The following is a 22618-nucleotide window of genomic DNA, read 5'->3' on the forward strand; positions in this document are numbered from 1 at the left end:
GCCGCATCCGACCACGTCGCATCCGAAAGTTCCTGGAGCACACCATGTCCAGCATCGTCGACTACATCGACACCGCCCTCACCGCGACCGGCCGCATAGTCGACGCCATCGCCGCCGACCAGCTGTCCGCGCCCACCCCGTGCGAAAAGTGGGATGTGCGAACCGAACTCAACCACCTGGTCGGCGGTATGCGCATCTTCGCCGCCGAACTGACCGGCGCCGATCCGGGCGGTGAACACGAATCCGATTGGCTCACCACCGATCACCACGCCGCCTACCGCACCGCCGAGGCCCTCGACCGCGCCGCCTGGCACCGCCCGGACGCCCTGTCCGGCACGGTGCGCCTGGGCTTCGGCCCGGTCCCCGGCACCCTGGCGGCCCTGATCCACCTGACCGAGGTCCTGGTGCACGGTATGGACCTCGCGGTCGCCATCGGCCGGGAGGATCTCATCGATCAGCGCGCGGCCTCCGATCTCCTGGAAATCCTGCACGACAATGATTTCGACGACTTCCGCGGACCCGGCATGTTCGGCCCGGCGGTGGGTATCGCGGCAGTCGCCCCCGTACACCGGCGACTGCTGGCCTTCACGGGCAGGGCGCTGCTCTGAATCCGAGGTCGGCTATGTCCGGATGTCGGCCGGGGGAGCAGGTAGCCTGGGCGTGAATCTCCGCCCGAAAGGTCCGCCCAGGCGACACCCCGTAAGCGTGAGGAGTTCGGTGCATGACGCAGTTGACCAGCGCGAATGATGACACTTCGGCCGATAATATAGGCGGGCCGGGCGGTAAGACGGTCGCGCCCGAGCCCTATCGGCTCGATCACAGCTCCGGACCGCTCGAGCGCGATGAATTGCGCCTCATCGATGCCTGGTGGCGGGCGGCGAACTATCTGGCGGTGGGCCAGATCTATCTGATGGCCAATCCGCTGCTGCGCGAGCCGCTGGAGGCGGAGCAGATCAAGCCGCGACTGCTCGGGCATTTCGGTACCGTGCCGGGCCTGAATCTGGTGTGGGCGCATGCCAATCGGGCCATTCTGAGCCGGGATCTGAACGCGGTCTTCGTGGCCGGACCGGGGCACGGCGGGCCGGGGCCGAACGCGTGCGCCTGGCTGGAGGGCACCTACTCCGAGCTGTACAGCGGTATTCCGCGCGATGCCGACGGGATGCGGGCGTTGTTCGCGCAGTTCTCCTTTCCCGGCGGCGTGCCGAGTCACTGTGCGCCCGAGACGCCGGGTTCCTTCCACGAGGGCGGTGAACTCGGGTATTCGCTACTGCACGCTTTCGGTGCGGCACTGGACAATCCGAGCCTGACCGTCTTCTGTGTGATCGGCGACGGGGAGGCCGAGACCGGACCGCTGGCGGGCAGCTGGCATGCCAACAAGTTCCTCAATCCGGCGCGCGACGGTGCGGTGCTGCCGATTCTGGCGCTGAACGAATACAAGATCGCGAATCCGACGATTCTGGCCCGCATTCCGGAATCGGAGCTGATCTCGCTGCTGCGCGGCTACGGATATGAGCCGATCATCGTGTCCGGTAGCGATCCGGCGGCGGTGCATCAGGATATGGCCGCCGCGATGGACGACTGTATGGATCGGATCGCCGAGATCCAGCAGATCGCGCGCACCGGCGATCCGACCCGCCCGGTCTGGCCGATGATCGTCATGCGCACACCGAAGGGCTGGACGTGTCCGCCGATCGTCGACGGCGAACAGGTGGAGGGCACCTTCCGGGCCCATCAGGTGCCACTGCCCGCCGCCCGGACCGATGCGAAACACCGCGCGGTACTGGAGAAGTGGCTGGAGTCCTATCGCCCGCGCGAGCTGTTCGACGATTCCGGCCGCCCGGTCGAGGAGCTGTTGCGGCTGGTCCCGGCGGGGGACCGGCGGATGAGCGCCAATCCGGTCGCCAATGGCGGCACCCTGGTACGCGATCTGGCCCTGCCCGATTGGCGCGAGTACGGCGTCGAGGTCCCCTCACCCGGTGCGACCAAACATGAGGCGACACAGGTGCTCGGCACCTGGCTGCGCGATGTCACCGCCGCCAATCCGCACAACTTCCTCACCTTCGCCCCCGATGAGCTCGCCAGTAATCGCCTCCAGGACATACTCACCGTCACCGGCCGGGACTGGCAGGCCGAAATCGGTGAGTACGACGTGAAATTGGATCGCACCGGCCGGGTGATCGAGGTGCTGTCCGAGCATATGTGCGAGGGCCTGCTGGAGGGTTATCTGCTCACCGGCCGGCACGGCGTTTTCACCTGCTACGAGGCGTTCATCCACATTGTCGACGCCATGTTCAATCAGCACGCCAAATGGCTGGACGCCAGCGCGGCGGTGCCGTGGCGACGGCCCATTCCGAGCTTGAATTACCTGCTTTCCTCACATGTTTGGCGGCAGGACCACAATGGCTTCACCCATCAGGACCCCGGATTCCTGGATGTGGTGCTGAACAAGTCACCGGAGATCGTCCGGGTGTATCTGCCCGCGGACGCCAATACCTTGCTCTCCACCTATGACCACTGCCTGCGCTCGCGGCACTACGTGAACGTCGTGGTCGCGGGCAAACAGCCGCAGCCGGACTGGCTTTCGGTACCGGAGGCCACGGTGCACTGTGCGCGCGGTGCTGGCATCTGGGACTGGGCGGGCCATAACGACGACCTCGGCACCACCCCCGATGTGGTGCTGGCGTGCGCGGGCGATGTGCCGACGCTGGAGACCCTGGCGGCGGCCGCGATCCTGCGGGAACGACTGCCGGACTTGCGGATTCGCGTGATCAATATCGTCGACCTGATGCGCCTGCAACCCCAGGACGAGCATCCGCACGGCCTGCCGGACAGCCTCTTCGACACCATGTTCACCACCGATCGCCCGGTCATCTTCGCCTTCCACGGCTATCCCTGGCTGATCCACCGCCTCACCTATCGGCGGGCCAACCATTCCGGTTTGCATGTGCGCGGATACAAGGAGAAGGGCACCACCACAACACCTTTCGACATGGTGATGCTCAATGACATGGATCGCTTCCACCTGGTCATGGATGTCATCGACCGCGTACCCGGACTGCAGGCGCGAGCCGCCGGGCTCCGCCAGGAAATGGTGGACGCGCGCTGGACGGCCCGCGCCTGGACCCGTGAGCACGGCGAGGACATCCCGGAGGTCGCGAACTGGACGTGGCCGTATCCGCGTACCTGATTTCGGCGGATGTCCCCCGCCCGGCCCGCGACTTTCCCCGAGTGGGTAGCGCAAGTGAACTGACTCACCTACGCTGGGCGAATGACGGACTGGCAGCCCACGGCATGCATCCTGTGCGAGTGCAACTGCGGCATTCAGGTGCTGCTCGGGCCGGACGGCCGGTCCTTCGAGAAGATCCGCGGCGATAAGCTGCACCCCGCCTCGGCGGGCTACACCTGCAATAAGGCGCTGCGCCTGGACCACTACCAGAACGGCCGCACCGACCGCCTGACCACGCCGCTGCGCCGCCGCCCCGATGGCGAGTTCGAGGAAATCGACTGGGATACCGCGATTTCCGAGATCACCGCGCGCCTGCAGGAGATCGGGCTGCGCCACGGCGGCGAATCGATCTTCTACTACGGCGGTGGCGGTCAGGGCAATCACCTGGGCGGGGCGTACGCGCCCGCCACCATGGCCGCCTTCGGTATGAAGTACCGCTCCAGTGCGCTGGCGCAGGAGAAGACCGGTGACTTCTGGGTGGGCGCGCGCATGACCGGCTACCCCATGCGCGCCGATGTCGAACATGCCGAGGTGGCGTTCTTCATCGGCAAGAATCCCTATCAGTCGCACGGGTTTCCGCGCGCCCGCACGGTGCTCAAGGAGATCGGCCGCGATCCGGAGCGATCCATGATCGTGCTCGATCCGGTGCGCACCGAAACCGCCGAACTGGCCGATTTCCATTTGCAGTTGCGGCCCGGCACCGATGTGTACCTACTCTCGGCCATGGCGGCAATCCTGCTGCGCGACAACCTCATCGATACCGCGTGGCTCGCCGAACACACCCTCGGCCTGGACGAGGTGGCGGCGGTGCTGCGCTCGGTGCCGATCGAGAAGTACTGCGCCATAGCCGATGTCGACCTCGATCTGGTGGTGGCGGCGACGCATCGGCTGGCCCGCGCCGAATCGGTGGCGGCGCTGGAGGATCTCGGCGTGCAGATGAACCGGTACTCCACGGTCGTGAGCTACGTGGAGAAGCTGGTGTGGCTGCTCACCGGCAATGTGGGCAAGCCCGGCACCCAGTACGCCTTCACCGGTATGGCCGCCATCGGCCATGATCGCGGACATCCGGCGGGGGAGGGGCCGCGCAGTCCGGTCGCGGGCGCGCCGATCATCAGCGGTCTGGTGCCGTGCAATGTGATCACCGAGGAGATCCTCACCGATCATCCGGCCCGCTATCGCGCCATGTTCATCGAGAGCAGCAATCCCGTGCATTCCCTGGCGGATTCGGCCCGCATGCGCGCGGCGCTGGAATCGCTGGAGCTGGTGGTGGTGGTCGATGTGGCCATGACCGAGACCGCGCGCCAGGCCGACTACGTGCTGCCCGCCGCCACCCAGTTCGAGAAGTACGAGGCGACGTTCTTCAATTTCGACTTCCCGCGCAATATCTTCCACCTGCGGCATCCGCTGCTGCCCGCGCCCGAGGGCGTCCTGGCCGAACCGGAGATCCACGCCCGTCTGGTCGAGGCATCGGGAGCGCTCACCGAGGACGACTATCGCCCGCTGCGCGAAGCCCTCGCACAGGGCCGTGAGGCGTTCGCCATGGCCTTCCTCGGCATTCTCGCCGACCGGAACAAGTCGAAACTCGCTCCGGTACTGCTGTATCGGACGCTGGGACCGACCCTGCCCGATGGTGCGGACGCGGCCGCGCTGCTGTGGGCCGCGGCCTACAACTGCGCGCGCAAGTTCCCCGCGAGCGTCGAGCGCGCCGGATACGGCACCGGGTTGGCGGCGGGCGAGCGGCTGTTCGAGGCCATCCTCACCGGTAAACGCGGCATCGTCATCACCGAGGACGATTACGAGGAGACCTGGAACCGGCTGCGCGACAGCAAGATCCAGCTGCACCTGGCGGACCTGCTGAACGTCGTGGCCACGCTGCCCGAACTCGACGCCGCCGACGGTCAGTGGCCGTTCGTACTGTCCGCCGGCGAACGGCGCGCCTTCACCGCGAACACCATCGTCCGGGATCCGCTGTGGCGCAAGCGCGATGGCGGCGGCACGCTGCGCATGAGCCAATCCGACGCCGATCAGCTCGGCGTCAGCTCCGGTGATCTGATTCGCGTCACCACCCGGCGCGGCAGCGTCGAGGTCCCGGTGGAGCCCACCGATCGCATGCGCCCCGGCCACCTGTCCCTGCCCAATGGTTTCGGGCTCTCGGTCACCGATGCCACCGGAGCACAGGTCACCACCGGCGCTGCGCCCAATGAACTCACCGAATTCGATTCCCGCGACGAATGGGTCGGCACCCCGTGGCATAAGTACGTTCCGGCCCGCTTGGATACCGTGGACGCATGAAACGGACGACGTTCGCCAATTGGCCGTGCACGGTGGCGCGCACGGTGGACCTCATCGGTGACTGGTGGACGCCGCTCGTCCTGCGCGAAGCCTTCTACGGCGCAAAGCGTTTCGACGAATTCGAGCGCATTCTGGGGCTGAGCCGCAATGTACTCACCCAGCGCCTGACCCGCCTGGTGGACGAGGGCCTGCTCGAACGCGTGCGCTACCAGGAGCGCCCGCCCCGTTTCGAATACCACCTCACCGATCAGGGCCGCGATTTCTTCCCCGTCATCGCGGCCATGATGGCCTGGGGTGATCGCTACCTCGCCCCCGACGGCCCGCCGGTGGTGCTGCACCACACCGTCTGCGACCACGACACCCACGCCGAGGTGGTCTGTGCGCACTGCCGCGAACCCTTGCGCCACGCCGACGTCTCGGTGTCACTCGGCCCCGGCTTCCCCGACCGCCACCGCGAAACCGCCCTCGCCACGGGGCGATTCGGTGATGCGCAGCCGGGGAATCCCGAGTAATACCGCTAGAGGTACGAATGCCCGCCCAATGAGGCAGTGTGCACGGCGGCATGATGACAACTGGCGCGCAGATTGTGGCGCTCATCGGCGGTGAGGGTGTGCCGTGCTCGCATCCGGCGTGCCGAATCGCCGAGTAGCAGAAACATCGCCATGGCACGGGAACGTGCGGTGACCATCATGACCATCTCCTTGAAATGAATTCCCAAGGATTCACATCGCGCCGCCCGCGAGTCAATCTCGAACGGTGTCCTTGCGGAATTCTGTACGGAACTTTTACGGCTTGCCCCGAATCCTTTACGATTCACCGCAATTCGGCTCTGACCTGGCGCTTCGCAGTGCATGAAGTCTATCGATGCGGTGCGCGTCACTATTCCCATTCGCGGATTGACAGGGCTCGAATTCGCGGCACATGATGAGCGCCCAGCGCGGTTGTCGCGCATTCGAATTACCGGCGTGCATACCGAATTCGCCGAACCTGGAAAGATTCTGATGAAGTTCCGTTCCTTTATCGCGACCGCGGCCGTCGCCGTCGCCGCAGTCTCCGTCACCTCTGTCACCGCGAATGTGGCCGCGGCGCAGCCCGCGGGCAACAGCACGGTCGGCGCCGATATCGCGCCCGGTATCCATTACCGGGCGAGCGTGGTCGATCACTCGGTCGTCATCACGACCGACGCGGGTTCACTGTCCGCGAAGGACAATCAGTTCCAGATCGTCGACGCGACCGGGAAGACCGTCGCGACCGTGCCCCTGGGCTACCAGCGCGACGGTGCGATCTTCCCGATCACCGCCCGCATCGACGGCACCACCGCCACGCTGACCCCGGTCACCGATCCGTCGGCCGCCACCCCGGTCGCCCCGAATGCCCCGGCCGTCAAGCAGATCGACGCCACCGCGAACGCGAACTTCAATCAGGCGCTGAGCAACCTGACCAATGAGGTCTCCGTCGGTGTCGCCATCGGCAGCCTCATCGGCACCGTGATCGGCGCGGGCATCGGCTGTATCGCGGGTGGCGCGGCGGTCGGCGCGGGCGCGGGCGCCGTCACCATCGGCACCCTGGCCATTCCCGGTTTCATCGGCGGATGCCTGGTCACCGGCGCGGCCCTGGCCGCCATCGGCGTGGTCGCGGGCACCATTTTCATCGGCGGTCCGGTCGCGGCCGTGGCGCTGTTCCAGTTCTTCAACGAGCTGAACACCCCGCCCGCCCCGGCGGCCTAATCGCCCCGTCGTGACCCGGGGAAGGACGCCGGGAACAGGTCATCCGTGCTGCGGCGCAGATAATCTCGTTCGGAGTAGGCGTCCTTCATCCGATCGAACAGCCCCTGGGCACGCCGCGTCATGGCGGTCAGGTCGATACCCGGTATCCGCCCGTCACGCATGACGATGCGGCCCGCGATCATGGAGAAGATCGCCGCGCGGGCCGTGCTGTTCATACAGAGGGTGCGAATGGGATCGTCCAGCACTCCGTCGAGCGGGTCGCCCAGCCGGAAGGCCACCAGATCGGCGGTCGCGCCCGCCTCGATGCGGCCGAGATCGGTGCGGCCCAGTGCGGTCGCGCCACCGAGGGTGGCCGCGGTGACATAGTCCGCGTAGCCGATCGCATCGGTGCGGTGCGCCAGAATCTTGGCGACGGTGACGCCGGTGTCGATGCCGCGCACCAGATCCGGTGGGAAGGAATCGGTTCCGAGTGCGAGGCGCACACCCGCGGATTGATAGCGCGCGAAGCTGTCCAGTGCCGCGCCATGTCTGGCCATGGTCAGCGGACAGTGGATGACCGTCGCTCCCGAGGCCGCCAGGGTGGCGAGGTCGGTATCGGTGTCGGCGTCGACGAAGGGATTCGAATCGATGTAAATGCCGTGCGGTATCAGCAGATTCGGCCCGAGCAGCCCGGTCTGCGCCAGCACCTCCAGCGGGGGCGCGCCGAACTCCTCCAGGATCAGTCGTCGTTCCAGCAGACCCTGTAGTGCGTGCAGCCGTACCAGCACACCGGATTCCGCCGCGAGTTTCGCGGTGCGCCGCATGAGGTCCGCACCGAGCGTCTCGATCCGGCATGGCAGTAGCGCTCCGTGCACGAGATCGGAATCCCGTGCGCGCGCCCAATCCAGAAACCGTGCGGCATCGTCGAATCCGTCGTTGCCCAGGGCCTCGTTCCAGTAGATGGAGCGGGTGCCGTCCGCGTCCACCACATTGACGCCCGAGCGATAACTCGGCCCGAGATACACCCGCAGCCCGAGCCGCTCCGCCGCTTCGCCCATGGCGATGGCGTCCGCGCAGGTCTCGGCCCAGTCGCTGTGCACCTCCGAGGCGATCGGCATGGCCGTGGTCACTCCGTGCAGCAGCAGTTGCGCGAAGCCGTATTCGCGAATGAAAGCGCGCTCCTCGGCATCGAATACGGCCCGCCGCCGGTGTTCGGCGTAGTCGCGTGACCATTGCAGTCCTAAGCCGAGTTCGCGGGACTGCCAGGAATCGATAATGGTGTGGTCGATATCGGTGAGCGCGTCGAGGTCGATGAGCCCGGGCATGAGTAGCGCGTCACCGAGTTCGATGACCGTCTCGGCGGCCGGTCCGGTCGCGCGCGGCCCGGCGAAGACGATTCGTGAGCCGTCCACGACGACCTCGCCGTGCTCGATCAGCACGTGCGAGCCTTCTTCGTGAGCGAGTAGATATCTCGCCCGAATGCATTGGCGCACAGTCACTGTCCCGCCCGTCCCCAGCGTCCGGGGATCTCGAAGCCGTCCAGCGCGGTGTCCACCGAGACCACCGCGCCCTGATGGATGACGGTGCGTTCGGCGGGCCGATCCATCACCGCGGCCGTGGGGCTCACCGCGTCCATGAGCACGAATTCGGCGGGATCGCCCGATGCGAAACCCGGATGCAATCCGAGCCGATCCAGTACCGGCAGATCGTGATCCAGAATGCTCGCACCGCCCCAGGTCGCCACCGCCAGCGCGTGTTCGACCTGCGGATCGCTGGAATACCCCTGGACGAACGCCAATTGCCAAGCGCGATCCAGCATGTCGCCATTGCCGTACGGCGACCAGTAGTCGCGCTGGCCGTCCATCCCGACCCCGACGCGCACCCCGGCGGCGGCCAGGTCGAGCAGTGGCAACTCCCAGCCGCTACCCCCGGCGGCATGGGTGATATCCACCCGATTCGCGGCCAGTCGTTCGATGGTCGCGGGTACGCCCCGCAGTCCGCTCGCCAGCGCGCGGGCGTGTGAAATCGTGACGCGCCCTTGCATTCCGAGCGCCTCGACCCGTTCCAGGATCAGTGACAGGGTGAACAAGCCGAGCTCACCGGCCTCGTGCAGATGGATATCCGCCCCGACCTGATGCCGTTCGGCGAGCTCGAATACCGCGTCCAGATGCCGCACGGGATCACGGTCGATCTCGCACGGATCGATACCGCCGATGAGATCCGCGCCGCCCCGCAGCGCCGCGTCGAGCAGATCGAAAACCCCCGGCTCGAGCAGGATTCCGACCTGGGGGAAGGCCACGATCTGCACATCGGCGGCGTCGGCGTAGCGTTCCCGCGCCGCCAGCACGCCTTCGAATTTGGTCAGTTTCGAATCGGCGTCCACCTGTGCATGCGTCCGAATTCTGGTGGCGCCATTGGCGATCGCCGTAGCTAGGGTGAACGTCGCGCGTTCGGCGACCGAACGCTCGGCCGATCGCCAGTTCGCCCGGTCGTTCATGATGCGGCCCCAGCGTCCCGGTTCACCGGTGTAGGCGCGGAAAGGCAAACCGAGACAGCTGGAGTCGAGATGCAGATGCACATCCGAGAGCGCGGGAAGTATGAGCCGGCCGCCGCCGTCCAGCACCGGACCCATCGGGGCGTCGACCGTTCCCACGGCGGAAACCGTTGCTATCGCACCTTTCTCGATCGTGACGTCGACGGGTTCGCCGCCCCACGGGCGCACGTTGGTGATGTGGAGGTTGCCGCTCATACTTCCTTCTTCTCGCTCGTCATCGGGTGAGAGGTGGTCAGCTCTTCGGGAAGGTGACCGCGTCCAGGGTGATCATGCCGTCGGCGCGCGGCGTCCAATTCAGGCCCGGCCGCACCGCATAGCTGGTGTCGGGCGTGTACAGCCCGATCAGCAGCGCCTGACCGTCGTTATGCCGGAACAATTCGCTGTAGGCATTGATGCGATCCTGTCCGCCGACCGTCCGGGTCTTGGCGACCAGCGCCTTGGTGACCGGCTGCATGGCGTAATCATTCTGCTGTCCGCCGAACATGGACGACACCGGCGCGTCGCCGTCCATGGTGGAGGGCGCATAGGTGTTCAGATACAGCCCGGTCGCGGATTTGGTGCCGTAGATGATCTGCGAGAAGCTGCCCTGATCGGTGCCGTTCAGCGTGACATTGATGCCGACCTTGGCCAGATCGCCCTGAATCGCCTGCGCGATTTCCGAACTCAGCGGAATGCGCCCGTTGGTGGCGTACTGGAAGGGAATGGCCTGACCCTTGTACCCGGATTCCGCGAGCAGCTGTTTGGCCTTGACCGGATCGTAAACCGCCTGCGGATAGGCGGGATCGAAGCCGCCGACATTCTTGGCGATCAGCTGATTGTCCACGGTCGCCTTACCGGCGAGCACATTCTTCACAATGGCGGTGCGGTCGATGGCCAGCGCGATCGCCGCGCGCACCTTCTGATCGGCCAGCGGCCCGGCGGAGGAGTTCATACCCAGGAAGGTCACGCCGTTCGACACATTGGCCTTGACGGTCACATTGGCCGAACCCGAGACCGCCGACACCTGATTCGGCGCGATGAGCGCGACATCGAGGCTGCCGGACTGCACGCCATTGAGGCGGGCATCGGCATCGCCGACGGTCTTGAAGGTGATCTTCTCGACCTCGGTGGCCTTACCCCAGTAGTTCGGATTGCGTTTGAGCACATATTCCACGCCGCGCGTGTAGTGATCGAACATGAACGGCCCGGAACCCACCGGGGCCGCGGCGAATCCGGCGGAACCGAGTTTGGTGTAGACGTCCTCGGGCACGATCGACACACCGGTGACAATGGTCGGCCAGGCCGAATACGCGGCGTTGAGGGTGAATACCACGGTGTTCTGCGGTCCGACGACGGCGTGCTCGAACATCTCCATGTAGGAGGCCGGATCACCGGTCGGATTCGCCTTTATGGTGTTGTAGGTGAACGCCACGTCCGAGGCTTTCACCGGTGCGCCGTTCTGGAATTTGGCGTCCTCGCGAATGGTGAAGGTCCACTGCGTGAAATCGGCGTTGTGCTCCCATTTGGTGGCCAGCAGCGGATTGATCTTGCCGTCGGCGTCGAAGCGGGCCAGCTGCTCGAATTCGGCGAAGTAGTAGTTGTAGCCCGCGAGCGAGCCGTCCATGATCGGGTCGGGCACATGCTCGGGTTCGGCGACCGCGCCGACGACGATGGCGTTCGACGAATTACCGGAGACACCGGCGGGGGAGCAGCCGCTCAGGACGAGCGAACCGGCGGCCAGCACGGTCAGCCCGGCCAGCACGGTGGAGAGGTTGGATCTCATTGATTTCCTTCATTTTCACAGGGGGAAGAGACAGGCCACCGCATGGCCGTTCGGATCTCGGAATTCGAGGGGTGGAATATGTTGCGCGCATGCTGGTTTCGCGATCGGGCAGCGAGTGCGGAAGGTGCAGCCGCTGGGCGGGTTCGCCGCATCGGGCAGTTCACCGCGCAGCAGCGCCGCGGTCCCGCGCCCGCGAGCGCGTGGATCTGGCACCGGGGCGGCGGCAATGAGCGCGCGGGTGTACGGATGCCGGGGTGCGGTGAAAACGTCCTCGGTCGCGCCGATCTCGACGAGCTTGCCCAGATGCATGACGGCCACCCGATCCGCCAGATGCCGCACCACCGAAAGGTCGTGCGCGATGAACAGATACGACAGTCCGAGCCGTTCCTGCAGATCCTGCAGCAGGTTGATGACCTGGGCCTGCACCGAGGCGTCCAGTGCCGACACCGGTTCGTCCAGCACCAGCACCTCGGGGTCGAGCGCCAATGCCCGGGCGATGCCCAGGCGTTGACGCTGCCCGCCGGAGAACGCGGCCGGACGCCGATCCAGCGCATCCGCGCCCAGGCCGACCTGGGCCAGCAGTTCCAGGACGCGTTCGCGGCGATAGACGCCCGCGATGCGCAGTGGTTCGGCGATGATGTCGTGCGCGGTCATACGCGGATCCAGCGACGAATACGGATCCTGGAATACCAGCTGCACCCGATTGCGCAGCGCCCGCCGCGCTTTCGGCCGCAGTGCGCCCAGATCCTCGCCGAGGATGCGAATACTCCCCGAATCCGGCGTATTGATCCCGAACAGGGTGCGCACCAGCGTCGACTTCCCGCCGCCGGATTCGCCCACCAGCCCGAAGGTCTCACCGCGTCGCACGCTGAACGAGATCCCGTCCAGCGCCCGCAGCGTGCGCTTGGCGCGCAGGCCGCGGCGGCTGGTGAAGGACACCCGCAGGTCCTCCACGCGAATGACGTCCTCATGTGACTCGGTGACTTCCGTTGCGGCGGAGTCGGTCTCGGTGGAACTCTCCCTGCTCATCGCTCGGACAGGGCTACCGGGAAGGGCGATCGGATTCATGAGGCTGCCTGCCGTCCGCTCGGTGCGGTGGTGCGCATCGCCTCCCGCGCGGGCGGGCAGGCGAGCGCGTGATCGGTGTCGAGTGCGATCAACGCGGGCGGGCTGGTATCGCACTCCGCTGTCTTGCCGGGGAATTCGCAGCGCGGTGCGAAGCCGCAGCCGGTGGGTCGCTGTGCCGGTGCGGGCGGTGATCCGGGGATGGCGTAGGCGCGGCCGTCCGGTTCGCCGTCACCGCCGAGCAGACTGCGTTGCAGCCCCCGGGTGTACGGATGTGCCGGATCATCGAATATCTGCCAGACCGTGCCGGTTTCGACGACCCGTCCCGCGTACATGAGCGCCACGCGGTCCGCGTGCTGGGCGACCAGGCCGAGATCGTGGGTGATGAGCACCATGGCCGCGCCGGTGCGCGCGCGGGCCTCGGCGAGCACCTGCATGAGCTGGGCCTGCACCGTGACATCGAGCGCGGTGGTCGGTTCGTCGGCGATGAGCACCGCCGGATCGTTCGCCATCGCCATGGCGATCACCGCGCGCTGGCGCATACCGCCGGACCATTCGTGCGGATAGGCGCGGGACCGCTCCTCGGGCTGCGGAATGCCCACCGCCGCAAGCAGTTCCACGACACGCTGCCGCCGAGCCCGGCGATCCAGGCGCTGGTGGACGGCGAGCGCGCGCTCGATCTGCACGCCGACCCGGCGCACCGGATTGAGCGAGGTCATCGGATCCTGGAAGATCATGCCGAGTTCCGCCCCGCGCAACCGACGCAGGGTCTCGTCATCCGCGCCGACCAATTCGCGGCCGCGGAATCGGACGCTGCCGGAGAACACCGTCAGCGGTGGCGTGAGCAGGCCGAGAACGGCGAGCATGGTGACCGACTTCCCGGAGCCGGATTCGCCCACCAGACAGAGGACTTCGCCCGGTTCCAGGCGCAGCGATACCGAATCGACGAGCACGATGCGCTCGCCCTCCGGGGTCACGTATCCGACCGTCAGATCGGTGACCTCGAGCAGTGGAGTGGAGGTCATGCCGCCACCGCCTGCCGGCGTCCGGCCCGCACGGTGCGGCGCAGCCCCTGCCCATCGCCGGTGAAACGCTGACTCACCAGCAGGGTTCCGCCGATCACCAGCAGCAGCGCGACGGCCGGGACAATGGTCAGGTACGGCGCCTGCCGCACATACTTCTGCCCGTCGGTGATCATCAGACCCCAGCTCGGCGTCGGCGGTTGCACACCGAGCCCGAGGTAGTCGAACGACGAGATCATGATCATCACATTGCCGAGGTCGGCGGTGGCCAGAATCCCGACGGGCGTGAGTACATGCGGCACAATGTGTTTGCGCATGACCCAGCTCGAGCGCGCGCCGAGCAATCGCGGCGCGATGACGAAATCCCGTGTGGACAAACCCAATGCGACCGATCGGCTGACCCGGGCGTACCCGACCCAGAACGTCAGCCCCAGAATCGTGGCCATGAGCATGACGCTCGGCCCGCGTACCGCGGACAGCGCCATGATCACCAGGGACATCGGAACCGCCAGCTGCACATCGGCGTAACCCATGAGCAGGCTGTCCAGCGGGCCCCGGAAGTAACCCGAGACCGTGCCGATCACCACGCCGATCAAGGCGTTCACGAGCACGATCACCACCACCAGCGCGAGGGTGATCCGCCCGGCCAGCGCGAGCCTGCTGGCCAGATCCCGGCCCAGCGAATCGGTGCCGAGCGGATAGTGCCCGGTGGTGAACGGCCGGGTGAACGAGGCCGAGAGTTCCTGGGCGTAGGGGCTGTATCCCGGGGTCAGCGGATACAGCAGGGAGAACAGCACGACCGCGAGAATCATGGCTATTCCCGTGAGCGCCAATATATTTCGCGCCGAATATCCGCGCGTCGAGGACGCACGGGACGGGCGCGGCAGAACAGGGATCATCGAACTCTCGCTCTCGGATCGACGAAGCCGTACAGCAGGTCGACGGCCAGATTGACCAGGACGAAGATGGCAGCGATCACGATGAGTCCGGACTGGACCACCGGGAAGTCGCGACTGAACACCGAACCGAGCATCAGCTGGCCCAAACCCGGCCAGGCGAACACGGTTTCGACGATCACCAGACCGCCGAGCAGGGTGCCGAAATTGATACCGGAGACGGTGAGCACCGGCAGCAGCGCATTGGGCAGGATCTCGCGCACGATAACCGTCGAGCGGCGTTCCCCGCGGGCATACGCGGTGCGCACGTAGTCCTGTGAACTCTCGGTGGTCAGCGAATTGTCCAGCAGCCGTGTGTAAACCACGAACTGCGCGGTCGCGATGGTCACCGCGGGCATGACGATCGAGAGCGGATTCGCCCCCGCCAGCGAGGGCAGCCAGCCCAGTGTCACCGAGAACACCAACACCAGCAGCAGTCCGAACAGGAAGTCCGGCACCGCGAGTCGGCCCGCGCCCACGCCGAGCAGTACCCCGCGCAACGACCAGAACCCGCTCAGATGCACGGCCAGCACCGCGAACAACGCCAGCGCGACGCCGAGCAGGAAACCGGCGGTGCCCAATTGCAGTGAGGCGGGCAGTCTTTGCAGCACGATCGTCATGGACGAAGTGCCGTCCTGGCGATAGGAGTCACCGAAATCCCCGGTGAGCACACCGCCCAGATAGTCCAGGTACTGGGTGAGCAGTGGTTTGTCGAAGCCGAGTTTCGCATTGAGCGCCGCCACATCGGCCTGGCTCGCGGTCTCCGGCAGCAGCGTCGCCGCCGGACTGCCGGTGAGCCGTCCGAGCCCGAAGGCCAGGGTGATGACGACGAAGACGGTGATCACCGCCTGAAGCAGGCGGCGCAGCAGGTAGGCGGCCAAGCGTTTCTCCTCGGATCCGGTGTTCGGTATACAGAATCGCCGACCTCGGTTTCCTGAGAGTGTTGTTCATGTTTCGTAAGAGATATATCGGTATACCGAAACCAGTTCGTAGACTGGGCGGGTGCCTCGAAACGCGAGTACGTCAGAGTTGATCGTCGATGACACCTCCCAGACCCGCCGCATCTACGACGACCTGCGGCGCAGCATCATCACCGGGGTCTACTCCGAAGGGCAGAAGCTGCCCGAGGCCAGACTGGCCGAACTGCTCGGCGTTTCGCGCCTGCCGGTGCGGGAGGCGTTGACGCTCTTGGAATTCGACGGGATCGTCACCGCCCAGCCGCGCCGCAGCGCCGTGGTGCAATCCTGGGACCACACCGCGGTCGAGGAGCTGTTCGATGTGCGAATCGGCTTGGAGCCGTTGGCCGCCCGGCTCGCCGCCGCTCGCATCCGGCAGGGCGCGGACAGCGCGCCGCTACAGACCGCGCTGTCGAATTCGCAGGCGGCCATCGCCTCCGGTGATCCACTGCGCATCGCGGAGACCAATGCGGATCTGCACGGCGCCATTGTCGAACTGGCGGGCAACACGCTGCTCACGCAACTGATGCGGGCGATCCTGGCACGCATGGCATGGCTGTTCTTCATCACCACCGAACGTGATGTGGCCGAACAACTAGACGATCATCGTCATCTCATCAGTGCCATCACCTCGGGAGACGAACGTCTGGCCGAATACGCCATGCTCAGTCATACCGAGGCGGGCCGCATTCCAACCCTCAAAATCCTGGCCGAGCTGCGCCGCACGAACGACGCCTGACCCTTCCCGTCATCCCGGCGCGCTTTTGGCCGGGATGACGAAGGTCGCGCGGACTACGCGCCGACGGGTACGCGACCCGCGAGGATGGCCTCGGCGGTGTTCGCGGGCCACTCCAGTCCGGCGTCGAGTTTGCTCAGCACATCGGCGGCCGGGGATTCGACCAGGCTGCGCTCGATCTGGCTGATCATGCCGGCGGCCGGTCCGCCCTTCTTGGCGACATCGCCCTGGGTCCAGCCCATTTCCTTGCGGCGGGCCTTGACTCGATCGGCGAGGGCGTTGATGTCCGGGCCGTCGCCGGGCTGCGCGACGGGCTCGGCCGCGGCCGGTGCGGGCTTCGCCGCAGCATCCGTGGCCGGTTTCGCGGCGGCGGGCTGTGGCGCGGCGGCCTTCGCGGCCGGTGCGGCCGACTCTGCCGAAACGGCTGCGGCGCTCTCACCTCGCATCGCGCGCTCTGCCGCTTCCTGCTGCTTCTTCGATACGCCGCCACTGGCCAGGAAAGCCTGTGTGTTGAGCCGCGAGCGCTTTCGCCTACCCATCTTTGCCATAAAACCCTCCCTGATCTGTCGATGCCCACGGTCGTCGGAGCATGGGGAAGACTGCCACGACTGCGCGTGACCCCCGGGCATGAGCGGAAGCTCGGCGTGCCGCGAACCGCTGGCTACCCCTCTTCGGAGCCGACCCGGGGTCCGGATGGCTCCGATTTCGAAGTCATTCGGGGCGCAATCGGACCGGGAGTTCGGTGAGGCCCCGAATGACCGGATTCGGATACCAGCGCAGCTCCGATTCGGGGACGGCCAGGCGCATATTCGGAAAGCTCCGCAGCAGCGCGGTGAACGCCGATTTGGCTTCCAGGCGAGCCAGCGGAGCGCCGACGCAGAAATGCATGCCGTGCCCGAAGGCGAGATGGGCACTGTGCTCATCGGCGGGGTGCAGCTGATCGGGGTCGGGGTAGTGCGCCGGATCGCGATTGCCCGCCGCGAGCGCCACGTACACGACCTCGCCCGCCGGAATCACGGTATCGCCGACCGTGATCGGCTCCACGGTGAAGCGCGGCGTGGCCAGATCGACCGGGCCGTCCAGGCGCAGAAACTCCTCCACCGCGCCGGGGATCAAGCCGGGATCGGCGTGCAGCCGCTCCAGCCAGGGACGGTCGCGCAGCAGGGCGAGCGCGCCGTTGCCGATGAGATTGACGGTGGTCTCATGTCCGGCGACCAGGAGCAGCAGCGCCATGCCCACCAATTCCTGATCGTCCAGTCGCGCCTCGTCGTCGACGATCAGCAGCGAGAGTAGATCCTCACCCGGATGTACCCGCTTGTCCCGCAGCATATTTCGCAGGAACCGCACCATATCGTGGTGGGCCCGGGCGCGATCGGTCGCCGGATCGTCGGTGCCCACCAGCGCTCTGGTCCACGCCCGGAAGGTATCGCGATCGTCGATGGACACTCCGAGCAGATGGCAGATCACCGTCACCGGCAGCGGCACCGCGAAGGCGTCGAGCAGATCGACCCGCTCGAATTCGTCCATGGCGTCGACGAGTTCACGCGTGGTCCGCTCGATGACCGGTTCCAGCAGTGCCACCCGCCGCGTGGTGAACGCCCGCGCCACCGCCTTGCGCAGCCGGGTGTGGTCCGGCGGATCGGAATTGAGCATATGCCGCAGCGCCTCCCGGGGCCGCGGATTCACCCGTGGCACACCGCGTTTGCGCGCCAGCACCTGTTCGAACAGATCGATGTCCTTGCGCAGTCGCGGATCCGCCAGCGCCGCGCGCCCCTGCTCGTATCCGAGAATGAGCCACCGATCCAGCCCATCCCCGAAGTCGACCCGATGCACCGGCCCGGCCTCGCGCCACCGCCGGTAATGCTCGTGCGGATCAGCGAAGAACTTATCGTCGAGCAGCTCGCTCATCACTCCGACGCTACGCCAATTCCACCGAGCGCCATGGCAATCCGGCGGAGCGCGGCACCGGGTTCAGCGCTTGGCGGCGCTGCGCTCGCGTACTCGGTTCAGGGTCAGGTGCCAGAAGGTGCTGGCCAGGTCGAGGGGGATGCGGGGCTTGGCGGCGCGTTTGGTCATTTCGAGGCGGGTCTTGCGGAGCAGGTCGGCGGGGGCCTTGTCCGGGTGGCCGGTGTCGAAGGGCGGGTGCGGATCGTATTCGATACCGAGCTGGACCATCTGCGCCGCTTCGGTGCCCGCGATCTCGCCGACCAGCCACAGCCCCAGATCGATTCCGGCCGAGACGCCGGCGGCGGTGACGATCTTGCCGCTGCGCACGATGCGATCGTGCGGTCGCGATTCCGCGCCGAAGGCGGCCAGCATGGGCTGGGCCGACCAGTGTGTGGTCGCGGGATGCCCGCGCAGGATATCGGCGGCGGCCAGCACCATTGATCCGGTGCACACCGAGGTCGTCCATTGGGTGTTCGGATGCACCGCGCGCAGCCAGTCGATGAGTTCGCGATTGGCCATGGCCTCGGTGGTCGCGGCCTCGGAACCGCCGATCAGCACCAGATCCGGGGCGGGCGTCTCGGCGAAGGTGTGCGTCGCGCCCAGCACCAGCACCCCGGAGTCCGAGATGATCGGGCCGACTTCATTGGAGACGAAACGCAATTCGCTGTCGGGCAGGGAGCGCAGCACCTCGTACGGGCCGATGGCGTCGAGCACGGTCATGCCCGGGTACAGCACGATGGCGATCTGGAAGGTCATGGGGGACTCTCACTTTCGGTGTTCTGTGAAGTGCTGTCACACGCGGGTGAAGCGGGCGCGGTATTCGCCCGGCGGTATGCCCAAGTGCCGGTGGAAGATTCGATACAGCGTTTCGGGACTGCCCAGCCCGACGGCGGCCGCCACCCGGTCCATGGGCTGATCGGTGTTCTCCAGCAGCCGTCGCGCCGCCCCGATACGCACCTGTTCGACATATCGCGCCGGGGTGGTGCCGGTCTCGACGGCGAACACCCGGGAGAAATGCCGGGTGCTCATACCCGCGCGCTCGGCCAGCACGGGCAGCGACAGATCCGATCCCAGATTCTCCTCCAGCCACACCTGAAGCAGCCGAAGCGAATTGCGCTTGGGCGGATCGGCGGCCACGGGCGTGCTGAACTGGCTCTGCCCGCCGGGACGATGCAGGTACACCACCAGCCAGCGCGCCACCTCGCGCGCCACTTCGGGCCCGTGGTCGGCGGTCACGATGGCGAGTGCGAGATCGATTCCCGCGGTGACGCCCGCCGAGGTCCAGATCGGCCCGTCGCGTACATAGATGAGATCGGGTTCGGTTGTCACAGCGGGGAATTCGCGTCCGAGCAATTCGCCCGCCGCCCAGTGCGTGGTGACCCGGCGGCCGTCCAGCAGTCCGGTGCGCGCGAGCGGGAACGCCCCCGAGCACACCGAGGAGATCCGCTCGGCGTACCCGGCCGCGTGCGCGATCCCCGCGATGAGTTCGGCGTCCGCGCTCGCATTCCAGAAGCCGAGCCCACCGGCGACGATCAGTGTGTCGATCGGTTCCGACCAGTCGGCGAGCGCATGGTCCGCGGTCACCGTGACCCCGCTGCTCGAGCGCACCGGTCCCGGCCGCACCGCGGCGACCTCCACGCGGTATCCGTCGGCCACGAGCGCGGCCGCACCGCTGAACACATCGGCGGGTCCGGCCAGATCCAGCAGCGCGAACCCGTCGTACACCACGATCAGCACCACCCGCATGCCTTCAGCCTGCGGTGTGCGCCCGATGGCGTCAATGACACGACTCTTGCAAATTCGGCCATCGACTGCCGGTCGGAGCGCTGCCGCGGCGGCTTGATATGAATGGCGGGTGGCCCGACACCAGTTCCTCTGCCCCCTGCGCTGGTCCGATATGGACGCCGACGGGCACGTCAGCAATGCCGCGCATCTGCGCTATCTGGAGGAAACCCGCATCGACCTGTTCGGGACGCGCGGATTCAGCGGATCGAGCGTGGTCGCGCAGATGGATATCGACTATCTGACGCCGCTGCGGTACCGCTCGCATCCGGTGCGGGTGGAAACCTGGGTGACCAAGGTGGGCGGCTCCTCCTTCACCCTGGCGCAGGAGATCCGCGATGACGAGGTGGTGTACTCCACCGCGATCTGCACGATGGTCGCCTTCGACAGCGAGTCGCAGCGCTCGCGCAAACTCGGCGACACCGAACGCGGCATGCTCGAGGAGTTGAGTCTGTGATGCACAGCTACGCCATTCAATTGCGGCGCACCGATATGGACGCGCTGCAGCACGTCAATAACGTCATCTTCGCCCAGTACCTGGACGAGGCGCGCACCGATCTGCTCGACGGTCACCACTCCCCGGATACGCCATGGCGAGTCGTGGTCGCGGGGCAGCGCCTGAGCTATCGCACCCCGCTGGTCTTTCGTACCGATCCGGTCACCGTCACCACCGTGGTGGATCGAATCGGGACCAGTTCGTTCACCCTGGCGCACGAGGTGCGCGATGCCGAATCCCTTTATCTCACAGCGACTTCCACGCTCGTGACGGTGTCGGACGGCGCCACCCGCGCGCTCACCGCGGCCGAACGTGACTTCCTCGCGAGGTTCGCGGCACCGCGAAACTGATCGCCCCGCGCGGACGCCGCGCATATGATGGATGTATCGCCTGGTCAGCGCTGCAAGGGGGTCCATCATGGCCAAGATGACCGTCGACGAACTGCTCGAAGTCTTCAAAGGTATGACGCTGCTGGAACTCTCCGGTTTCGTCAAAGCCTTCGAAGACGAATTCGGCGTCACCGCCGCCGCCCCGGCCTACGCCCCGCCACCGAACGGCGCGGTCGCCGAACCCGAAACCGCCGAGGAGCAAACCGAATTCGATCTCATCCTGGAATCCTTCGGCGACAAGAAGATCCAGGTGATCAAGGCGGTCCGCGAAATCGTCTCCGGCCTGGGCCTCAAGGAGGCCAAGGATCTGGTCGAATCCGCCCCGAAACCGGTCCTGGAAGGCGTCTCCCGCGACGCCGCCGAAACCGCCCGCGTCAAACTCGAGGCCGCAGGCGCCCGCGCCGCCCTCCGCTGAGCGCCGGCGCGCATTACAGCGGCCCCCCGTCATCCCGGCATGCTTTTGGCCGGGATTCACACCCTCGGCGTGCGTCGAATTTCGCGCCGCACTCGCCCCGGTCTGCCAGAGTGTGCTGATGAGGTGGTCGTTCGCCCTGCTGGTGGTTCTCGCGCTGATTGCCGGATGTAGCAGTGCCGCAACGTATTCGGAGTGGCGAGAGCTGACCCCACCGGCGGCGGGCGCGCGGGTGCTGGAACTGATCCCGGTCCGTGACGGGGTACTGGCGCTCGGGTCGGTGCCCTCCGGTGCGGATCGGGCTCCGGCCGCCTGGCTCTCGGCCGACGGCACCCGGTGGTCATCGATCCCGGTGCGACCGCAGAGTCCGTACGGGTTTCTGGCGGAACTGATTTCGGCGGGCGCGGGGGAGCGGACCGTCGTACTGGGTCAGGCTTTCGGTGGCGCGCACGGGAATCCGCGCATGACGGTCTGGAGCGCCGACCACCCCGAGTCGGTGGACCACCCCGCCGAGCTGGTCGAGCATCCGCAGGTTTTCGAATTGTTCGGCGGTCCGCACGCGTTAGCGGTGACGGCCGCCGCGGGGCTCGCCGGTGTCACCGTGCTGATCGGCGGATGGGACGGTCCCGACGGCCGTTACGGCGCTGCCACCTGGACCTCGGTCGACGGCGCGAACTGGGAACGGCATGCGGACGATCCCGTCCTGTCCTCGGCTCCCGGTGAATTGACCGGGGCTGCCGCGATCACCACCGGTCCGCCCGGTTTCGTGATCGTCGGCCAGACCCAGCGCGATCGCACCCAGCTGCCGCTGGAATGGACTTCCCCGGACGGCTTCACCTGGCGGCGCGTCTCACTCCCGGGCACCGCCGCCCTCGCCACCCGCGCGGGCTGTAATCCGGACCGCTGCACCGTTTTCGGCCAGTCCACCGCCGCCTCGCCCACCCTGCTGTGCTGGCCGAACGACGCCACCCCGGCCGTCCCCGGTCCGGCCGCCGGAATCATCGACACCCTGAAGGTCATCGCCGAGGACTCCCGAACCCTGGCGATGGTCCGGCTCGACGGCGCGGCGCACCTGCTGTCCGTCGATCCGAATTGCGCCGACTGGCAGGACATTCCACTCCCGATTCCCGCGACCCGAGTCCAAATGGCAGCGCTCCCAGCCGGACTCCTGCTGTCGACCATCGAGGACAACGCCAGCCGCCTCTGGCTCCGCTCACATCCCTGATTCCCTCGGCGGGCGGTTTCCGGCGCGGGTGAACCCCGTGCACGCCCGCGTCATTGCGCGTGCGCAAACTGTCCAGTTTGCGTTGCTAGGGTATTGCGGTGGCGAATGGCTGG

The 22618-nt window shown here is 66.8% G+C and carries 22 protein-coding genes; 10 read left to right on the forward strand and 12 right to left on the reverse strand.

Annotated elements, in window-relative coordinates; all coding sequences use genetic code 11:
- The first annotated feature begins 44 nt into the window (after positions 1-44).
- The 4 genes from ACFC0O_RS36890 to ACFC0O_RS36905 all read left to right on the forward strand — a co-directional run bounded on the left by ACFC0O_RS36890 (position 45) and on the right by ACFC0O_RS36905 (position 6030).
- Positions 45-608: a TIGR03086 family metal-binding protein gene (locus ACFC0O_RS36890; protein ID WP_375966567.1), complete on the forward strand. Its 564-nt coding sequence runs from the start codon at positions 45-47 to the stop codon at positions 606-608.
- A gap of 113 nt (positions 609-721) precedes the next feature.
- The gene (locus tag ACFC0O_RS36895) at positions 722-3187 is read left to right on the forward strand and encodes a phosphoketolase (RefSeq protein WP_375966569.1); all 2466 of its coding nucleotides are present in this window, start codon (positions 722-724) and stop codon (positions 3185-3187) included.
- An 81-nt stretch (positions 3188-3268) separates the two neighbouring features.
- Positions 3269-5518 carry a molybdopterin-dependent oxidoreductase gene (locus ACFC0O_RS36900; RefSeq protein WP_375966570.1) on the forward strand — a complete coding sequence of 750 codons (2250 nt, stop codon included), beginning with the start codon at positions 3269-3271 and terminating at the stop codon, positions 5516-5518.
- On the forward strand, positions 5515-6030 hold the full coding sequence (locus ACFC0O_RS36905) for a winged helix-turn-helix transcriptional regulator (protein ID WP_375966572.1): 516 nt from the start codon (positions 5515-5517) through the stop codon (positions 6028-6030). Before ACFC0O_RS36900 ends, ACFC0O_RS36905 begins: the two co-directional genes overlap by 4 nt.
- 5 nt (positions 6031-6035) lie before the next feature.
- On the opposite strand, the gene ACFC0O_RS36910 is transcribed toward ACFC0O_RS36905, so the two are convergent.
- The gene (locus ACFC0O_RS36910) at positions 6036-6209 is read right to left on the reverse strand and encodes a hypothetical protein (protein ID WP_375966573.1); all 174 of its coding nucleotides are present in this window, start codon (positions 6207-6209) and stop codon (positions 6036-6038) included.
- A gap of 274 nt (positions 6210-6483) precedes the next feature.
- On the opposite strand from ACFC0O_RS36910, the gene ACFC0O_RS36915 reads away from it, so the two are divergent.
- Complete coding sequence (locus tag ACFC0O_RS36915; RefSeq protein WP_375966575.1) at positions 6484-7245, forward strand: hypothetical protein; 762 nt, start codon at positions 6484-6486, stop codon at positions 7243-7245.
- On the opposite strand, the gene ACFC0O_RS36920 is transcribed toward ACFC0O_RS36915, so the two are convergent.
- The 7 genes from ACFC0O_RS36920 to ACFC0O_RS36950 form a co-directional block, all read right to left on the reverse strand.
- A complete protein-coding gene (locus ACFC0O_RS36920) occupies positions 7242-8723 on the reverse strand; it encodes a chlorohydrolase family protein (protein ID WP_375966577.1) in 1482 nt (493 codons plus the stop codon). The genes ACFC0O_RS36915 and ACFC0O_RS36920 overlap by 4 nt on opposite strands.
- Positions 8720-9973: an amidohydrolase family protein gene (locus tag ACFC0O_RS36925; RefSeq protein ID WP_375966578.1), complete on the reverse strand. Its 1254-nt coding sequence runs from the start codon at positions 9971-9973 to the stop codon at positions 8720-8722. Before ACFC0O_RS36925 ends, ACFC0O_RS36920 begins: the two co-directional genes overlap by 4 nt.
- 37 nt (positions 9974-10010) lie before the next feature.
- Positions 10011-11540 carry an ABC transporter substrate-binding protein gene (locus ACFC0O_RS36930; RefSeq protein ID WP_375966579.1) on the reverse strand — a complete coding sequence of 510 codons (1530 nt, stop codon included), beginning with the start codon at positions 11538-11540 and terminating at the stop codon, positions 10011-10013.
- 15 nt (positions 11541-11555) lie between these two features.
- Positions 11556-12569, reverse strand: a complete 1014-nt coding sequence (locus ACFC0O_RS36935; RefSeq protein WP_375966581.1) for an ABC transporter ATP-binding protein — start codon at positions 12567-12569, stop codon at positions 11556-11558.
- 35 nt (positions 12570-12604) lie between these two features.
- Positions 12605-13630, reverse strand: a complete 1026-nt coding sequence (locus tag ACFC0O_RS36940; protein ID WP_375966582.1) for an ABC transporter ATP-binding protein — start codon at positions 13628-13630, stop codon at positions 12605-12607.
- Positions 13627-14439 carry an ABC transporter permease gene (locus tag ACFC0O_RS36945; RefSeq protein ID WP_375966584.1) on the reverse strand — a complete coding sequence of 271 codons (813 nt, stop codon included), beginning with the start codon at positions 14437-14439 and terminating at the stop codon, positions 13627-13629. Before ACFC0O_RS36945 ends, ACFC0O_RS36940 begins: the two co-directional genes overlap by 4 nt.
- A gap of 83 nt (positions 14440-14522) precedes the next feature.
- The gene (locus ACFC0O_RS36950; protein ID WP_375966586.1) at positions 14523-15443 is read right to left on the reverse strand and encodes an ABC transporter permease; all 921 of its coding nucleotides are present in this window, start codon (positions 15441-15443) and stop codon (positions 14523-14525) included.
- A gap of 121 nt (positions 15444-15564) precedes the next feature.
- Between ACFC0O_RS36950 and ACFC0O_RS36955 the strand changes: the two genes are divergently transcribed.
- Positions 15565-16257, forward strand: a complete 693-nt coding sequence (locus tag ACFC0O_RS36955) for a GntR family transcriptional regulator (RefSeq protein WP_375966588.1) — start codon at positions 15565-15567, stop codon at positions 16255-16257.
- 53 nt (positions 16258-16310) lie between these two features.
- Here ACFC0O_RS36955 and ACFC0O_RS36960 read toward each other — a convergent pair whose 3' ends face one another.
- The 4 genes from ACFC0O_RS36960 to ACFC0O_RS36975 form a co-directional block, all read right to left on the reverse strand.
- Positions 16311-16793, reverse strand: coding sequence for a helix-turn-helix domain-containing protein (locus ACFC0O_RS36960; RefSeq protein ID WP_375966590.1), 483 nt, complete (start codon positions 16791-16793; stop codon positions 16311-16313).
- A gap of 172 nt (positions 16794-16965) precedes the next feature.
- Positions 16966-18162, reverse strand: coding sequence for a cytochrome P450 (locus ACFC0O_RS36965; protein ID WP_375966591.1), 1197 nt, complete (start codon positions 18160-18162; stop codon positions 16966-16968).
- A 63-nt stretch (positions 18163-18225) separates the two neighbouring features.
- Positions 18226-18957: a DJ-1/PfpI family protein gene (locus ACFC0O_RS36970; protein ID WP_375966592.1), complete on the reverse strand. Its 732-nt coding sequence runs from the start codon at positions 18955-18957 to the stop codon at positions 18226-18228.
- 36 nt (positions 18958-18993) lie between these two features.
- The gene (locus tag ACFC0O_RS36975) at positions 18994-19947 is read right to left on the reverse strand and encodes a GlxA family transcriptional regulator (protein WP_375966593.1); all 954 of its coding nucleotides are present in this window, start codon (positions 19945-19947) and stop codon (positions 18994-18996) included.
- A gap of 109 nt (positions 19948-20056) precedes the next feature.
- Between ACFC0O_RS36975 and ACFC0O_RS36980 the strand changes: the two genes are divergently transcribed.
- From ACFC0O_RS36980 to ACFC0O_RS36995, 4 genes are all read left to right on the forward strand, one after another.
- On the forward strand, positions 20057-20440 hold the full coding sequence (locus ACFC0O_RS36980; RefSeq protein WP_364632991.1) for a thioesterase family protein: 384 nt from the start codon (positions 20057-20059) through the stop codon (positions 20438-20440).
- The gene (locus ACFC0O_RS36985; protein ID WP_364632993.1) at positions 20440-20829 is read left to right on the forward strand and encodes a thioesterase family protein; all 390 of its coding nucleotides are present in this window, start codon (positions 20440-20442) and stop codon (positions 20827-20829) included. Before ACFC0O_RS36980 ends, ACFC0O_RS36985 begins: the two co-directional genes overlap by 1 nt.
- A gap of 67 nt (positions 20830-20896) precedes the next feature.
- The gene (gene rplL / locus ACFC0O_RS36990; protein ID WP_375966595.1) at positions 20897-21283 is read left to right on the forward strand and encodes a 50S ribosomal protein L7/L12; all 387 of its coding nucleotides are present in this window, start codon (positions 20897-20899) and stop codon (positions 21281-21283) included.
- A 118-nt stretch (positions 21284-21401) separates the two neighbouring features.
- The gene (locus ACFC0O_RS36995; protein ID WP_375966596.1) at positions 21402-22505 is read left to right on the forward strand and encodes a hypothetical protein; all 1104 of its coding nucleotides are present in this window, start codon (positions 21402-21404) and stop codon (positions 22503-22505) included.
- The last annotated feature ends 113 nt before the right edge of the window (positions 22506-22618 follow it).

This window comes from Nocardia sp. NPDC056100 (assembly GCF_042266325.1).
Classification (GTDB): Bacteria; Actinomycetota; Actinomycetes; order Mycobacteriales; family Mycobacteriaceae; genus Nocardia.

Excerpts from the sequence above, each read along its gene's own strand:
- ACFC0O_RS36890 (WP_375966567.1), top strand. The coding sequence starts at position 45 with ATGTCCAGCATCGTCGACTACATCGACACCGCCCTCACCGCGACCGGC.
- ACFC0O_RS36895 (WP_375966569.1), top strand. The coding sequence starts at position 722 with ATGACGCAGTTGACCAGCGCGAATGATGACACTTCGGCCGATAATATA.
- ACFC0O_RS36900 (WP_375966570.1), top strand. The coding sequence starts at position 3,269 with ATGACGGACTGGCAGCCCACGGCATGCATCCTGTGCGAGTGCAACTGC.
- ACFC0O_RS36905 (WP_375966572.1), top strand. The coding sequence starts at position 5,515 with ATGAAACGGACGACGTTCGCCAATTGGCCGTGCACGGTGGCGCGCACG.
- ACFC0O_RS36910 (WP_375966573.1), bottom strand. The coding sequence starts at position 6,209 with ATGATGGTCACCGCACGTTCCCGTGCCATGGCGATGTTTCTGCTACTC.
- ACFC0O_RS36925 (WP_375966578.1), bottom strand. The coding sequence starts at position 9,973 with ATGAGCGGCAACCTCCACATCACCAACGTGCGCCCGTGGGGCGGCGAA.
- ACFC0O_RS36930 (WP_375966579.1), bottom strand. The coding sequence starts at position 11,540 with ATGAGATCCAACCTCTCCACCGTGCTGGCCGGGCTGACCGTGCTGGCC.
- ACFC0O_RS36935 (WP_375966581.1), bottom strand. The coding sequence starts at position 12,569 with ATGAGCAGGGAGAGTTCCACCGAGACCGACTCCGCCGCAACGGAAGTC.
- ACFC0O_RS36940 (WP_375966582.1), bottom strand. The coding sequence starts at position 13,630 with ATGACCTCCACTCCACTGCTCGAGGTCACCGATCTGACGGTCGGATAC.
- ACFC0O_RS36945 (WP_375966584.1), bottom strand. The coding sequence starts at position 14,439 with ATGATTCTCGCGGTCGTGCTGTTCTCCCTGCTGTATCCGCTGACCCCG.
- ACFC0O_RS36960 (WP_375966590.1), bottom strand. The coding sequence starts at position 16,793 with ATGGGTAGGCGAAAGCGCTCGCGGCTCAACACACAGGCTTTCCTGGCC.
- ACFC0O_RS36965 (WP_375966591.1), bottom strand. The coding sequence starts at position 18,162 with ATGAGCGAGCTGCTCGACGATAAGTTCTTCGCTGATCCGCACGAGCAT.
- ACFC0O_RS36970 (WP_375966592.1), bottom strand. The coding sequence starts at position 18,957 with ATGACCTTCCAGATCGCCATCGTGCTGTACCCGGGCATGACCGTGCTC.
- ACFC0O_RS36975 (WP_375966593.1), bottom strand. The coding sequence starts at position 19,947 with ATGCGGGTGGTGCTGATCGTGGTGTACGACGGGTTCGCGCTGCTGGAT.
- ACFC0O_RS36985 (WP_364632993.1), top strand. The coding sequence starts at position 20,440 with ATGCACAGCTACGCCATTCAATTGCGGCGCACCGATATGGACGCGCTG.
- rplL (WP_375966595.1), top strand. The coding sequence starts at position 20,897 with ATGGCCAAGATGACCGTCGACGAACTGCTCGAAGTCTTCAAAGGTATG.
- ACFC0O_RS36995 (WP_375966596.1), top strand. The coding sequence starts at position 21,402 with ATGAGGTGGTCGTTCGCCCTGCTGGTGGTTCTCGCGCTGATTGCCGGA.